Below are 13,721 nucleotides of genomic sequence, written 5' to 3'. Positions count from 1 at the left end.
CGAGGCGACGAAGGCCGGAAAGCGCCGCGGATATTTCGCCACCAGCTCTGCCATGCCGTCGTTCGCGATCCGCGCCATCTCGGTCGAGACCGGCGGCGAGCCCAGCTCCTCGATCGGCGGCGAGGCGAGCGAGAGCACCTGCGCGTAGTCGGCGCCGAAGCGGTCCATGATGCGGAAGCGCTCGTCCAGGTCCACCAGGCACGGGATGCCGCGCACCCGCTTGTGCATGTCCTTGCCGCCCGGAGCGACGTCGAGCATGCGCTCGTAGAACCGCTTTGGAAAGATGTGGTTGAAGATGTCCAGTTTCATCGCGTCCTCGTCGGAGCGATTGTCGCCGCCGCCGCGGCGTTCCGCCAGCGGGAGTTTTGACCCGGATCAAAGGATCGCCAGGACCTGTGCCGACAATGGGCCGTCGCACTGCTCAAGGAAACGCCATGTCCGGGGATACCCAGCAACTGCTCAAGGCCGAGCACGAGTCGCTGCGCGCCACGCTCAAGCGCGCCATGCGCGAAGACGGGCCGATCGGCCCGGCGGCGGCGAAGGTCGCGGCGCTCGCGGACGCGCATTTCCTGCGCGAGGAGAAGTTCGTGCAGCCGCTGCTTGCGCTGCTCCCGGAACTTGCGCGCGGCGAAGCGCAGACACCGGCCGGCGAGGCCGCGCGGATGGTGCAGGCGCTGCGCGACGAAATCGGCCGGATGACCGCCGAGCACCGCCGGATTTCCGAGGCGCTGCGCGAGCTTGCGCGCGTCGCGGCCGCGGAGGACAAGGGCGACTATGTGGCCTTTGCCGAGGATCTGATCCTGCATGCGCATCGGGAAGAGGCGGTGCTGTACCCGGCGGCGATCGTGGCGGGCGAGTACCTGGTGCGGCTGCGCGCTCAGGGCTAGGCCGGCGAGGAAGGGCGCGTGCGCGCTTTCGCGCCGGCGTTCGCCCCCCCTGCGCGGCGGCCGAAAAGAGGGGTAGAGTTTCCGCCGTGATTTTCCGGCAGTTGTTCGACCCGCAGTCCTCGACCTACACGTACCTTCTTGCCGACTCCGCCACGCTCGAGGCGGTGCTCATTGACCCGGTGTTCGAGCAGGCGCGGCGCGATGCGGCGCTGATCGCGGAGCTGGGCGCCAGGCTCGTGTGGACCCTGGAGACGCATGTGCACGCCGACCACGTCACCGGCGCGTGGCTGCTCAGGCGGCGCTTGGGCTCGAAGATCGCGCTCGGGGCGAAGACCGGCGCTGCGGGTGCCGAGCGGATGCTCGCGCACGGCGAGCGGATCGCATTCGGCCGGCGCTATCTCGTTGCCCTGGAGACGCCGGGCCACACCGCCGGCTGCCTGTCCTACGTGCTCGACAACGAGGCGATGGTGTTCACCGGGGACGCGCTTCTCATCCGCGGTTGCGGCCGCACCGACTTCCAGAGCGGCGATGCGCGTACGCTCTATCGCTCGGTGCGCGAGCGTCTGTTCGCGCTGCCGGGCACCTGTCTCGTCTATCCCGCGCACGACTACCGGGGCCTCACCTGCTCCAGCATCGCCGAGGAGAAGCGTTTCAACCCGCGCCTCGGCGAGGCGGTGGGCGAGGACGACTTCGTCGGCTACATGACCCATCTCGGGCTGCCGCATCCGAAGCAGATGGAGGTCGCGGTGCCGGCCAACCTGCGCTGCGGACGGCCGCAAAAGGAGGCGGTGTTGGACGACGAGCCGGACTGGGCGCCGCTCGTGTTCACCTTTGCCGGCATCTGGGAAGTGCGGCCGGACTGGCTGGAAGAGAATCTCGACCGGGTGCAGGTGGTGGACGTGCGCGAACCTGCCGAGTTCAACGGACCGCTCGGCCACATTCCCGGCGCGACGCTGATCCCGCTCGGCGTGCTTGAGCAGCGCGCGAAGGAGCTGGCCGGCGAAAAACCGGTGGTGACCGTGTGCCGTTCCGGCGCGCGCTCGGCGCAGGCGACCGTGCTGCTGCGCAAGCACGGCATCACCCGAGCGGCGAACCTCGCCGGCGGCATGCTGCGCTGGCGCGCGCTGGGCTACCGCGCCGAAGGCGCCCACGACTGAAAAACAGGGTCAGACCCGGGTCTGACCCTGTTTTCTGGCGAGGCGGGCGGTGCGGATCGCGGCCTGCGCTTCGGCGGGCGCAAGGCCGCTGGCGAGCGCGACCGCAAGGCGCGCAAGCGCCCGTTCTCGCTCGGGACGGGGCACGCCGGCCAGAAACGCTTCGAAGGCTTCGAAGAGCCGGTCGCGGTCGTGGATCGTTTCCGACGCCGGCCGGGCAGACGGCTCCTCGTGCGACGCGCGGTAGTCGAGCACCCGCGCGATCGCCTTCTCGGCAAACTTCGCATCCACGCCGCGACAGCGCGCGAGCACGTGACCGTCGGGCCGTACGACGTAGGTCGCGCCGTCCGGCGGCACGCCATAGCGTTCCCAGAGAGCCTCGTTGCCGGCGCGCGCGATCGCCTGCGGACCCTCGCCGAAGAAAAGCGTCACGAAATCGCCGCCCACCCGGTCCGCGAGGTAGCCCGCGCCGAGCCGCCCGTCGGGCGCGGCGGAGCCCGCTGCGGCAAGCGGCGCGGCGATGGCGTCCGGTTCCAGATTGAGCGGCGAATCGTAGTAGTCGCAGGCGGTCGAAAGCCGGCCGACATTGACGAGCGCGCGCATCGCCGGATCGGCCTGCGCAAGGTCCAGCATCGCGTCGCGGAACAGCCGCTGCTCGGGGTTCTCCGGACCGATGAAGCACGCACTGCGCGTCGCGATCTCGACCGCCTCGCGCGCGGCGCGGTGCCGCTCGTGCTCGTAGGTGAGGAGCAGGTCCGGATGGGCTCGACCCGCGAGCACGAGCGCCAGCTTCCAGCCGAGATTGTTCGCGTCCTGGATCGCGCGGTTGCCGCCGCGCGCGCCGAACGGCGAGTGCTGTGCGGCGGCATCGCCCATGAAGAACACCCGGCCGTGCACGAGCGTCTCCAGATACCGTTTGCGAAAACGCCAGGGGCCGACCCAGACGATCTCGAACTTCGTCTGCGGTCCGAGGAGCTTTCGCAGCCGCCGCTTTGCGCGCTCCGGCGCCGCCTCGGCCTCCGGGTCCGCGTACTGCGAGATCTGCCAGTCGGTGCGCCAGACCCCGTCGGCCATCTGGTGATACCAGATCGCGCCGCCCGCGTTCGCCGGATCGTCGAGGTAGGCCTTCCTCACCGCCGGTTCGCGCCGCGCAAAGCGCACGTCGGCGATGCACCAGTAGTCTTCCATCAGTGCGTGCACCGCATCGCGCGCGCGAAGTTTTCTGCGCACCACGCCGTGCGCGCCGTCGCAGGCAAGCAGGTACCGCGCGCGCGCCCGGTAATGGCCTTCGGGCGTGCGCACGGCGACTTCGACCCCGCGCGCGTCCTGACGCACGTCGGTGACCCGGTTCCTCCAGCGCAGGTCCACGCCGGGCATGCGCTCGAGCGCCTCGACCATGTACTGCTCGACGTAGAACTGCTGCAGGTTCACGAAGGCCGGGAATTTCTGGTCCTTCTCCGGCTGCAGGTTGAAGCGATACAGGAGCTTGCCGCCGCGGTAAACCTCGCCCTCGTTCCAGGTGACGCCCTTGGCGCGGATGCGCTCGGCGACGCCGAAGCGGTCGAGGATTTCCAGCGAGCGCTTCGCGTAACAGATGCCGCGCGAGGAAAGCCCCTGCGCGCCGACGGTGTTGTCCTCGTCGAGGAGCACCGTGTGCACGCCGCGGCTGCCGAGTTCGAGCGCCGCCGTCAGCCCGGCGAGCCCCGCGCCGACGACGATCACCGGATATTCGCCCGCCGCGCCGCGCGCAAGTTCGGGCGGCGTGCGGTACTCGTATTCGGGCAGCCGGTAGCCCGGCATCGCGTGCGGCTGATCCGCTCGGCGCATGCGAAAATCCTAGCACCGATGACCGTTCGCACCCGCTTTGCTCCGAGCCCGACGGGCTATCTGCACATCGGCGGCGCGCGCACCGCGCTCTTTTCGTGGGCGTACGCGCGCCGCCACGGCGGAAAATTCATCCTGCGCATCGAAGACACCGATACCGAGCGCTCGACGCAGCAGTCGGTGGCGGCGATTCTGGAGAGCCTGCAATGGCTCGGCATCACATGGGACGAAGGCCCGTTCTTCCAGATGCAGCGTCTTGCGCGCTATCGCGAGGTCGCCGAGAACCTGATCGCCGCCGGGCACGCCTACCGCTGCTGGATGACGAAGGAGGAGCTGGAGGCGCTGCGCAGGGAGCAGGCCGAGAAGGGACTCAAGCCGCGCTACGATGGCCGCTGGCGCCCGGAGCGCGCGAGGGCGCTCGGGCTCGCGCCGCCCGCCGACCGGCCGCCGGTGATCCGCTTTCGCACGCCGGAGGAGGGCACGGTCGGCTGGAATGACCTCGTCAAGGGGCCGATCGAGTTCCCGAACGCGGAGCTGGACGACCTCGTGCTGCTGCGGGCCGACGGCATTCCGACCTACAACTTCGGCGTGGTCGTGGACGACCTCGACATGGACATCACCCACGTCATCCGCGGCGACGACCACGTGAACAACACCCCGCGCCAGATCCACATCTTCCGCGCCCTCGGCGCAAGACTGCCGGAGTTCGCCCACGTGCCGATGATCCTCGGCGCCGACGGCGAGCGGCTTTCCAAGCGCCACGGCGCGGTGAGCGTGACGCAGTACCGCGAGGAAGGTTACCTCCCGGAGGCGCTCGTCAATGCTCTTGCGCGCCTGGGCTGGTCGCACGGCGACGACGAGATCTTCGGCATCGAGCAGTTCGTCGCCTGGTTCGACCTCGCGCACGTCAGCCGCTCGCCGGCGCAGTTCAACCCGGAAAAGGCGCTCTGGATCAACCAGCAGTACATCCGGCGCACCGACGATGCACGGCTCGCCGCGCTCGTCGCGCCGTTTCTCGGCGAGGAACTCTCCGGCGGCCCGCCGCTGGAACGCGTGGTGGCGCTGGTGAAGAGCCGGGCGGCGACGCTGGTGCAGCTCGCCGACGAGGCGCGGTTTTTTTACCGGTACGTCGCGCCTTCGGCGGCGGGCGTGGCCGAGATGGTGAGCGAGAAGACGCGTCCGGCCCTCAAGATGCTGCAAGCGCGCCTTGCGCAAACGCCGTGGGACAGAAAGTCCATCGGCGCGGCGATCTCGTCGGTGCTCAAGGCGACCGGCCTGACGATGCCGGAACTCGCGATGCCGGTGCGGCTTCTGGTCACCGGCCGCACCCAGACGCCGTCGCTTGACGCCGTGCTGGAGCTGCTCGGGCGCGAAGTCGTGCTCGCGCGCCTGGCGCACCATCTCGCGACCGACTGAAGCGGTCGCCCGGACGCGCGGATTTCGTTATAATTCGCGGCCTTGCGTGGGGGTATAGCTCAGCTGGGAGAGCGCTTGCATGGCATGCAAGAGGTCACCGGTTCGATCCCGGTTACCTCCACCACCAAGACCTGAAGCTCGCCTTCAAGTCCCCATCGTCTAGAGGCCTAGGACATCGCCCTTTCACGGCGGTAACCGGGGTTCGAATCCCCGTGGGGACGCCAGTAATTTCAGACAGTTATTCTGCATTTCCGGCAGCTGTCGCGTGCTTACCAAACGTTTACCAAATATGCCGGGGCGGAAACGCGTCGGAATCCGGTCGTTACTCCGGTAGCGCGCGGTCGAGAAAGCCGAATTTGAGCGCAATCGCGTGCATGGAGCGGTTAACCAGCCGATCGTGTTCCTCGATCAGTCGGTAGAACGTCCGCCAGCGCATCCATTTCGGCTTGTCGCCGTGGCCGTTGAGGATACCGGCCCTCCATCCAAGGCGCGCCCTGATGCGGTCTGCGCGCTGCATCGCGCGGTCGCCTGCGTCCTCGCGAGTGCTTGCGTAGGCGAGCCGGTAGCAGTGCCGGCAGGCGAAGATACCGCCGCCGTAGAGGATCGCCACGCGCCTTCCGCAGCCGACCGCGGGACAGATGAACCACGGACGCGATCCGCCAAGGTTGCACGGCGTTCGCACGATGCGCACGGGATACTCCTCGTCCTTCCATTCCCCGCCACCGCTGCGATGCCGGTACATGAGAATCACGCGGTCCGCTTCCGCGCGCATCTGGATTGACGCCACCACCACTTCGCCGTTGCGGATCCACTGCCAGCCGCCCCAATAGCCGGGCCTGAGCATTCCCTCGCGCGCGCAACGCCGCACGTCAAGCCTGCGGTAGTCGTCGGTGGTGGACTTCGCGCCGTAGTAACAGCGGTTGCCGCTACCGGGGCCACCCACTGGATTTTCCCGTAATCATTTGGCGAATTAACGCTCTTGCGAGGGCCGCAATGTTGCCGATGCGACGGCAATTTTGCTGACTCTTTCGGCCCATGTTCCTCTCTCTCAATGCAGCCGATGGCGTTTCGACACGAGCGCCCAGGCACCCCGCTCGGCATCGCCGCGGGTCAGGCTGCCGTCGTATTCCATGATCGCTGCGCGTTCCTCGTAGGCTTCACGCAGGGCCTCGGCGCGGTCGGGCGGGATCATCGCGGGCGCACCGAGGGCGGCAAGGATCTCTCCTCGGTGAGCGCGGATCAGGCTCCGTAGCTCGTCCGTCAGCCGATCGCGGGGTGCGATCATAAGCCGGTCGCTCTCCACCCAGATGCGGAAGCCCAGGTCCACCAATAGATTCAGAAGGTCGGGCGCGTCCATCAGAATGCCTCCGCCTCGCCCGGAGGCCGACGAAGATGCTCAACTTCGCCGAACGTGTTCAACATTTTTCCTTGAGCGTCTTCGGGCGGGGTGAGCACCTTCGGCGGTAGCCGCCATTCCCAGCCGTCACGCATACCGGCCTTGGTCACCTTGACGCCGAGTCGTTTCTGTGCGCGACGCACGGCCGCCCACGAATGGCCTGCCCCTTCGGCCTCCGCGCGTACCTGCCGCGACGATAGCGGTCGATCAGCGAGCAGATCGCGCAGGAACTCGGTCGCATCTTCGACCGCCGACCGTTCCTCGGCCGCTTGGGCCGGCGCCAGCGCCTCGTCGGCCGTGAGCGTAACGCGCTCAGGCGCCCAGACGATCCTGGACGTGGTAATCCCGCCGACAGTCGTTGGCTCGATGCGGTAGGCGTAGCCGGTGCGGTCATCGCCCAGGTTGTTCTTCGCCTGCACCAGGAGTCGCCGGGTATCGTCCACCGGGTCGCGCGCCACGATGTACGCGGCCCGGGCCGCGGCGACGAATGCCAGACTGCCGGTCACCTGCATCATCGCGTCGCCAGCTACAGACTTGCGCAGGTGAGATACCGCAACGATAGCCGCTCCCCGACGGGCGGCGAGATCGACCAGCCGTGCCAGCGCCGCCCGCACGTCGGCAGTGCGGTGGGTGTCAATGTCGCCCATGTATGCGGTGATAGGGTCCACCACCACCAGCGCGACATCCCCCAGCTCTGCGAGTGCCCGGTCGAGGCGCTCGATGTCCCGCGTGAGCACCAGACCGCGCCGGCGGATCGTGCCATCGGGCGCCCGCTCGGCCACCGCGTCGAGGATATGCACCCGCCGCAGATCGGCTCCGGCGGCATCCAGGCGCGGGCGGATCGTGTCTTCGGGGTCATCCTCGGCGGAGACGATCAGCACCGATCCGCGCTCGCACCGGGCGCGGTCCACCGGCCACAGTCCGCCCGTCGAGACGATGGCGGAGAGACTCGCGCATATCTGCGACTTGCCCAGCCCCGGGTTGCCGGCGAGCAGCGTCACCTTGCCGCGGGCGATCCGCCCGGGCCATAGCCACCGCACCGGGCGAGCCGTGATGTCAGCAGCGCAGCGCGTGAGCACGCCGTGCTCACTGTCCGCCGCAGATGTGGTCGAGGGTGCCGGCTCGCCCGCCGCCTCGATGCCGCGCCGCACCGCCTCGGCGCCGTCATCGCGGTACACGTCGCACCAGTCGGCGCCAGGGCGCTCGGGGATCGCGACATATCCGCCCACCGCCCGGGCCGCATCCTCGGCCGCGCGTTGGCCGGTGCCCGAGGCGTCATGGTCGCCGGCGATGATGATCCGCGCGCGCGGTGCGCGTGCGCGCATCGCCTCGGCGACCGCGCGCAGGTTGCCGGCGCTCATGGCGCAGCGCACGGCATGACCAGTCGCCTCGTGGATCGCTGCGCCGGTCGCCCAACCCTCGCATATCACGATCTCATCGCCCGGTGCGCCGAGCGCAGCGTATGCGCCAGCGGTGCGGCCGCCGGCGAGGAACCGCTTTTCGCCGCCGGCGGCGATGAACTCCAGGGTCTGGATTTCGTCCTCGGCGTCACGCAGTGCGACGATCAGCGCACCGTCGCACGACATTCCGCCGATGGTGAGATCGCCCCGGTAGAGGCGCGCGCCGTTCGTGCGGATACCGCGCGCGCGAAGGTATGGGTGCTTGTGAGGTGCAGGCTGCGCTGCGCGCCAGATCGCCGCTGCGCGCGCTGCCGCCTCGCGCGCGTCGCGCTCGCGCTGCTCCTCCGCCTCGCGCCGCGCCTGCTCGATGCGCGCTTGCTGCACGGCTCGCTCTGCCGGGGTCAGCGCGCGCCCGATGTCAGCGCGCCAAGTCTCCGACAATCCGGTGCGCCAGTCGCCGAATGCCCCCGCCGGAATACCGTCGCCATGGAGCACGTACCAGCCGGAATCATCGCCGCGTCTTCCGTTGGTGGCGAATCGTCGGAGCTTACCGTCCGCTTCGATCCGGTCCGGCGGATTCAGTCCGGCGCTATGGATCGCGGCGCGGAATTGGTCGATGGCTTCGTGCATTGCCGCACCCTCACGCCGCAGCTTTGCGGCTGGCTTCAATCTGCTGTTCTAGCCATTGCTGGATCTCCGCTTCCACCCAGCCCACGGCGCGCCCGCCTAGGCTGACTGGCTTGGGGAACGTTCCGTCGGAAACGCGAAGATAGATCGTGCTTCGGGAAAGGCCCGTGCGGGCTTTGACTGTCGGAAGTCTGAGGATTCTCGTAACCATGTTGCGCCTCCTTAGGCGTGTGCTGAACATGGTTACGGATTGTTATCGCACTACTTGCTGCTGCGAATACGCGGTGCAGGGCAGCGGTTAGCCTCTGCGTAGCAGCGGCTAAGCGGTCACGGGTCGGGAGTGTTTCGCAGGGCTCTACGGGCAGCGGAATAGGACATTCCCAGCGCCGCGCATTCTTCTTCCGCGCAGCGATCACGGGACGAATATTTCCCGGTTGCCCATATCTCACGTATTCGTCGCTGCTTGTCGCGGCTGCCACCGGGTTGATCGTGCCTCGTGTTTGCTGCCTTCCGGGCGTTTTGACTTCGCCATTCAGGTGAGCCAATCTCGGAGGAAGTTGCTTTTTCCTTGATGCTGCCGTCACCTTGAGCTGTCACAAAATCTGCCGCCTCGATCTCCTCCACATGAGAGAGCGCAAACAATCCAGTTTCGAGCGGCGGAAATGATTCGTCGTCAGATAAACTTCCCCGCGTTCCGCCAAAGGTGGGGTGGATATCCAGGAGCCGTGATTCGGCTAGCTTTGCTCGGATAAAGGCTTCAGGCTGAATGCCTGGCTGTTTGCTCCAGCGTTCAATCAATGCCTTCCCGGTGATGAAACGATCGGTAGGCTGGAACTTGGAAACATCATCCGCCAGAAACCAGCAAGCCATCAGGGGCGCGAGGTAATCTTCGCCCATGTAATGATCGAAATAGAATCTCGGCGGGGGTTCCAACTCGTTGGCATTCAGGTAGGCAGCGAGGCCGCCTTCGTTAGGCCCCATCCAGACCCAGGCGGCGATTTCCTCCGGTGTGGCGTTCAGCCGATCAGAAAGCAGCCTGAGTGCTTTCGGATAGGGAATGTAATCAGCCTTGCCCGAGGCGGGCGCTGAATCTGGCCTCCTGCTCCGAGGATTCAGATAATCCGCCCCGCGCATCTTGTTTCTTTCGTTCCATGACGGCGACTTACCGCCGCAACTTGGCGAGACCGGCTTCTGGCTGCGCGAGATCACTGGCTGTTGGCGTAGCAACCGCTTTCCATTCCGCAATCTGTTTTTCGATGGCATCCTTGCGCACAAATAAATCGCACCAAAATTGCCGATCCTGCTCGGTGGCGGGGTCGGACTGGTAGTCCCACCGTTGCGCCACGCTACGCCGCTGGGCCGGCGAGAGGTTATCCCAGGGCATCGGAAAGAAATCCCGCTCAATGCGTTTCTGCAAGTCCTTTGGGAAGTCGCGGAGCAGCTTGTCGAACCAGCCCTCTAGCGCCGCCGTAAGCGAATTGAAGCCACTCATGCCGCCTCCGGCCACGCCGCGAGCAGCGCATTCGGCATCTGCCGGAAGAAGTCCCGCGTCGAGTAGCGCCGGGCCATGCTGTCCCTCCTTGCCGTAAAAGGGGGCGCGCCATTGGACGTTACGGGATGATACTGTATATTGCAGTAACTTCGCAGTACAACCGCTGCAACGAGGGCACTCATGGCCACCGGCAAGACCAGCACGCTCACCTTCCGCATCGAACCGGCGCTGAAGGAGGCGCTGCGCGCCGCCGCCGAGCGCGAGCACCGTTCCATCGCCAACATGGTGGAGGTGCTGATCCGGGACTGGTGCGGCCGCAACGGCATCGTGATCCCCGAGCAGGGCGCACTGTTCGCCGAGGACCGTCAGCCGCCGGCGCATGAATCCGCGACGAAGAAGGGGAGGAGGGCCTGATGGCGATGAAGAAGAAAGCCGCGCGTGGCAGGAAGCCCGCCGCGCCGCGCGCAACCCGCGCGAAGGCCAACGGCAAGCGCCCGATCGAAACCTACGAGCACAAGGGCGCCGAGCGGCTCAACAATCCGCCCGTCGGGCTGGTCACGCCGGACACCGATCCCGACGCCGGGCAGAAGAAAAAGACCTACGCCTACGACCCGCACCTCGACCCGCAGCTCGTCTGGGCCGGCAAGGCCGAGCACACCTCATTCGAAGTGCCCACCGTGTCCCTGCACGTCCACGAGCGCATCGACCCGCGCACCATCATAGAGGCGGTCAGGAAAAAGAACGGCAATGGCCAGCCGGTGCAGGGGTCGCTGTTCGAGGAGGAGCGCAAGGAACCCCTGCGGAACGCCATCGAGTTCTACCAGCACAAGCACGGCTGGTCGAACCGCCTGATCGCGGGCGACTCGCTGCTGGTGATCAACTCGCTACTGGAAAAAGAGGGCATGGCGGGCAAGGTGCAGATGATCTACATCGACCCGCCCTACGGCATCAAGTACGGCTCCAACTTCCAGCCCTTCGTCAACAAGCGCGACGTGAAGGACGGAAAGGACGAGGACCTGACCGCCGAGCCGGAGCAGATCAAAGCCTTCCGCGACACCTGGGAGCTGGGCATCCACTCTTACCTCACCTACCTGCGCGACCGGCTGCTGCTGGCGCGGGAACTCCTGACCGAGAGCGGCAGCATCTTTGTGCAGATCAGCGATGAGAATGTTCATCACGTGCGGGAGTTGATAGATGAAGTTTTCGGTTCTGGTTGTTTTGTTAGCCTCATTACCTTCAAGAAGACGAATCCCCTTGGCTCAGCGGGCTTGGGAGCAGTGTCTGATTACCTGCTGTGGTACTCGCGGGTGGAGGGAAGGGCCAAGTTCCGCAAGCTATTAGCAACGAAGCGTCTTGGTCGCGAAGGGGTGAGTGGCTACGCATGGGTCGAGTTGCCAGGAGGCGAGCGGCGGCGACTCACGGGAGAGGAGATGGATCGCATCGATCATCTTCCCGAAGGCTGGCGGCTATTTGCCCCGACTAAGCTTACGGCTGCAGGGTTGACGCCATCTTGCGTGTACCCGTTCGATTTCAATGGTCAGACGTTTAGGCCAAAGGCCGGCTCCAGTTGGAGGACCAACGCGGACGGAATGAAGAAGGTAATTATCGCCGATCGACTGATCCCGCTTGGCGACTCGATCTACCAAATCATGTACTTCGAGGATTATCCGGTAACGGAACTGACAAACCTCTGGACCGACACACGTGGCGAGATGAATGCGATCTACGCCGTCCAGACTGCAATCGAAGTAGTGAAGCGTTGTCTTCTTATGACCACTGACCCTGGCGACCTGGTGTTCGACCCGACCTGCGGCAGCGGCACCACCGCCTACGTCGCCGAGCAATGGGGCCGGCGCTGGATCACCTGCGACACTTCGCGCGTGGCGCTCACCCTGGCCCGCCAGCGGCTCATGACGGCCGTCTTCGACTATTACGAACTGGCGCACCCCGAAGAGGGCGTCGGCTCCGGCTTCAAGTACAAGACCGTGCCGCATGTGACGCTCAAGTCCATCGCCAACAACCCAGACATCCGCGAGGGCATGACGCGCGATCAGATCGATGCGGCGATCGCCCGCCACGCGCCGCAGGAGACGCTCTACGACCAGCCGTTCGTGGACAACAAGAAGACGCGCGTATCCGGCCCTTTCACGGTGGAGGCGGTGCCCGCGCCGGCGGTGAAATCGGTGGAAGAACTGCTCGAAGGCGCGCCGCAGGCCGCCGATGCCTCCATCGCCCGCTCCGGCGAAACCCTGCGCCAGGGCGAATGGCGCGACGAACTCCTGCGCGCCGGGATTCGCGGCAAGGCCGGGCAGTACATCCGCTTCGCCCGGCTGGAGCCCCTGCCCGGCTGCCGCTGGCTGCACGCGGATGGTGAGACACGGCCGAACGACGACGGCGCGGACCGGATACGCGAGAAGGGCGCGGCGTACTCGGCGCAGCGCATCGTGGTGTCTTTCGGTCCCGAGCACGCGCCGCTGGAGAGCCGTCAGGTCGCGCAGGCGATCGAGGAGGCGCAGACGCTCGTGCCCAAGCCCAAGCTCATCGTCTTCGCCGCGTTCCAGTTCGACCCGGAAGCCGCGCGCGACATCGACGAGACCAACTGGCCGGGCGTGACGCTGCTCAAGGCGCAGATGAACGCGGATTTGCTGACCGAGGATCTCAAGAAAAAGCGCGCCAGCAACGAATCGTTCTGGCTGATCGGTCAGCCGGACGTGCGCATCGAGCGCGTTGCCAAGGGCGAGGACAAGGGCAAGTATCGCGTGTCGGTGCATGGCTTCGACTACTACAACACCAAGACCGGCGGGATCGAATCGGGCGGCGAGGACAAGATCGCCGTCTGGCTGCTCGACACCGACTACGACGGCCGCAGCCTCTATCCGCGCCAGGTCTTCTTCCCGATGGCCGGCGAAAAGGAAGGCTGGGCGCGGCTGGCGAAAAACCTCAAGGCCGAGATCGACGAGGACCTGATCGAAGCCTATCGCGGCACGGTGTCGCTGCCCTTCGAGCCGGGCGAACATAGGCGGATCGCAGTCAAGATCGTGGACGATCGCGGCATCGAGAGCCTGAAGGTCATTCCACTCGCCGAGTGAGCGCCAGGTGGACTACACGTTGACGGAACACGCGCGGGATGCGCTCGCTAAGCGCCGGATCGAACTTGCTTGGATGGAACGGACCTTGACCGCGCCGGACGCGGTCGAGCCCGACTCGGTGGATCCGGAATTGGAGCATCGCCTTGCTCAAATCCCGGAGTTCGGTCATCGTGTGTTACGTGTGATCGTTAACGTCAGGAGAACGCCGCCCGTCGTCGTGACGGCGTTCTTCGACCGAAGGAGGACTACTCCATGAAGCTGAAAGTGGACCGGCAGGCCGATGCGCTGTATCTCCCCCTGAGCGACGCACAAGCGAGCCGCTCGGAGGAAATCTCGCCGGGGATCATCGTGGATTACGACGAGCAGGGTCGCGTCGTCGGAATCGAGATGCTGTACCTATCGAAGCGGGCGCCGGAAACCGATCTTCGTCGCCTGT

15 protein-coding genes and 2 tRNA genes are annotated in these 13,721 nt (G+C 66.3%); 9 read left to right on the top strand and 8 right to left on the bottom strand.

What is annotated here, in order from left to right:
- Window positions 1-309: amidohydrolase (locus VNM24_12300; GenBank protein HWQ39366.1), on the bottom strand; the 309-nt coding region annotated here is incomplete at its 3' end.
- 125 nt (window positions 310-434) lie between these two features.
- Here VNM24_12300 and VNM24_12295 point away from each other — a divergent pair.
- Window positions 435-887 carry a hemerythrin domain-containing protein gene (locus VNM24_12295; protein ID HWQ39365.1) on the top strand — a complete coding sequence of 151 codons (453 nt, stop codon included), beginning with the start codon at window positions 435-437 and terminating at the stop codon, window positions 885-887.
- An 86-nt stretch (window positions 888-973) separates the two neighbouring features.
- Entirely contained in the window at window positions 974-2,044 is a 1,071-nt protein-coding gene (locus VNM24_12290; GenBank protein HWQ39364.1) for a rhodanese-like domain-containing protein, read from the top strand.
- A gap of 9 nt (window positions 2,045-2,053) precedes the next feature.
- On the opposite strand, the gene VNM24_12285 is transcribed toward VNM24_12290, so the two are convergent.
- Window positions 2,054-3,868, bottom strand: a complete 1,815-nt coding sequence (locus VNM24_12285; protein HWQ39363.1) for an FAD-dependent monooxygenase — start codon at window positions 3,866-3,868, stop codon at window positions 2,054-2,056.
- An 18-nt stretch (window positions 3,869-3,886) separates the two neighbouring features.
- Between VNM24_12285 and gltX the strand changes: the two genes are divergently transcribed.
- The 3 genes from gltX (at window position 3,887) to VNM24_12270 (ending at window position 5,505) form a co-directional block, all read left to right on the top strand.
- Entirely contained in the window at window positions 3,887-5,281 is a 1,395-nt protein-coding gene (gene gltX / locus VNM24_12280) for a glutamate--tRNA ligase (protein ID HWQ39362.1), read from the top strand.
- Between the two features lie 48 nt (window positions 5,282-5,329).
- A tRNA-Ala gene (locus tag VNM24_12275) sits at window positions 5,330-5,405 on the top strand.
- A gap of 24 nt (window positions 5,406-5,429) precedes the next feature.
- Window positions 5,430-5,505 (top strand) — tRNA-Glu (locus tag VNM24_12270).
- 98 nt (window positions 5,506-5,603) lie between these two features.
- Here VNM24_12270 and VNM24_12265 read toward each other — a convergent pair.
- The 6 genes from VNM24_12265 to VNM24_12240 form a co-directional block, all read right to left on the bottom strand.
- Entirely contained in the window at window positions 5,604-6,224 is a 621-nt protein-coding gene (locus tag VNM24_12265; protein HWQ39361.1) for a hypothetical protein, read from the bottom strand.
- A 105-nt stretch (window positions 6,225-6,329) separates the two neighbouring features.
- Window positions 6,330-6,638: a hypothetical protein gene (locus VNM24_12260; protein ID HWQ39360.1), complete on the bottom strand. Its 309-nt coding sequence runs from the start codon at window positions 6,636-6,638 to the stop codon at window positions 6,330-6,332.
- Window positions 6,638-8,707, bottom strand: coding sequence for an AAA family ATPase (locus VNM24_12255; GenBank protein ID HWQ39359.1), 2,070 nt, complete (start codon window positions 8,705-8,707; stop codon window positions 6,638-6,640). Before VNM24_12255 ends, VNM24_12260 begins: the two co-directional genes overlap by 1 nt.
- 10 nt (window positions 8,708-8,717) lie before the next feature.
- Complete coding sequence (locus VNM24_12250; protein HWQ39358.1) at window positions 8,718-8,915, bottom strand: AlpA family transcriptional regulator; 198 nt, start codon at window positions 8,913-8,915, stop codon at window positions 8,718-8,720.
- A gap of 116 nt (window positions 8,916-9,031) precedes the next feature.
- Window positions 9,032-9,913 carry a hypothetical protein gene (locus VNM24_12245; GenBank protein ID HWQ39357.1) on the bottom strand — a complete coding sequence of 294 codons (882 nt, stop codon included), beginning with the start codon at window positions 9,911-9,913 and terminating at the stop codon, window positions 9,032-9,034.
- On the bottom strand, window positions 9,867-10,196 hold the full coding sequence (locus VNM24_12240) for a hypothetical protein (protein HWQ39356.1): 330 nt from the start codon (window positions 10,194-10,196) through the stop codon (window positions 9,867-9,869). Before VNM24_12240 ends, VNM24_12245 begins: the two co-directional genes overlap by 47 nt.
- 180 nt (window positions 10,197-10,376) lie before the next feature.
- Here VNM24_12240 and VNM24_12235 point away from each other — a divergent pair, with 180 nt between their 5' ends.
- The 4 genes from VNM24_12235 to VNM24_12220 form a co-directional block, all read left to right on the top strand.
- Window positions 10,377-10,610 (top strand): ribbon-helix-helix protein, CopG family, encoded by a 234-nt coding sequence (locus VNM24_12235; GenBank protein ID HWQ39355.1) that lies wholly within the window; start codon window positions 10,377-10,379, stop codon window positions 10,608-10,610.
- Window positions 10,610-13,285 (top strand): site-specific DNA-methyltransferase, encoded by a 2,676-nt coding sequence (locus tag VNM24_12230; protein ID HWQ39354.1) that lies wholly within the window; start codon window positions 10,610-10,612, stop codon window positions 13,283-13,285. Before VNM24_12235 ends, VNM24_12230 begins: the two co-directional genes overlap by 1 nt.
- 7 nt (window positions 13,286-13,292) lie before the next feature.
- The gene (locus VNM24_12225; protein ID HWQ39353.1) at window positions 13,293-13,541 is read left to right on the top strand and encodes a DUF4258 domain-containing protein; all 249 of its coding nucleotides are present in this window, start codon (window positions 13,293-13,295) and stop codon (window positions 13,539-13,541) included.
- On the top strand, window positions 13,538-13,721 hold a 184-nt coding region (locus VNM24_12220), incomplete at its 3' end, for a DUF2283 domain-containing protein (GenBank protein ID HWQ39352.1). The genes VNM24_12225 and VNM24_12220, both read left to right, overlap by 4 nt.

Source organism: Burkholderiales bacterium (assembly GCA_035560005.1).
GTDB lineage: Bacteria > Pseudomonadota > Gammaproteobacteria > Burkholderiales > Eutrophovitaceae > DASRFY01.
The sequence above is the reverse complement of the archived record's forward strand: the minus strand, read 5'-3'. Positions and strand labels throughout refer to the sequence as shown.

Bases quoted from the DNA above. Each gene is read 5' to 3' on its own strand.
- gltX (HWQ39362.1), top strand. From the start codon at position 3,887: ATGACCGTTCGCACCCGCTTTGCTCCGAGCCCGACGGGCTATCTGCAC.
- VNM24_12295 (HWQ39365.1), top strand. From the start codon at position 435: ATGTCCGGGGATACCCAGCAACTGCTCAAGGCCGAGCACGAGTCGCTG.
- VNM24_12260 (HWQ39360.1), bottom strand. From the start codon at position 6,638: ATGGACGCGCCCGACCTTCTGAATCTATTGGTGGACCTGGGCTTCCGC.
- VNM24_12285 (HWQ39363.1), bottom strand. From the start codon at position 3,868: ATGCGCCGAGCGGATCAGCCGCACGCGATGCCGGGCTACCGGCTGCCC.
- VNM24_12250 (HWQ39358.1), bottom strand. From the start codon at position 8,915: ATGGTTACGAGAATCCTCAGACTTCCGACAGTCAAAGCCCGCACGGGC.
- VNM24_12255 (HWQ39359.1), bottom strand. From the start codon at position 8,707: ATGCACGAAGCCATCGACCAATTCCGCGCCGCGATCCATAGCGCCGGA.
- VNM24_12235 (HWQ39355.1), top strand. From the start codon at position 10,377: ATGGCCACCGGCAAGACCAGCACGCTCACCTTCCGCATCGAACCGGCG.
- VNM24_12230 (HWQ39354.1), top strand. From the start codon at position 10,610: ATGGCGATGAAGAAGAAAGCCGCGCGTGGCAGGAAGCCCGCCGCGCCG.
- VNM24_12240 (HWQ39356.1), bottom strand. From the start codon at position 10,196: ATGAGTGGCTTCAATTCGCTTACGGCGGCGCTAGAGGGCTGGTTCGAC.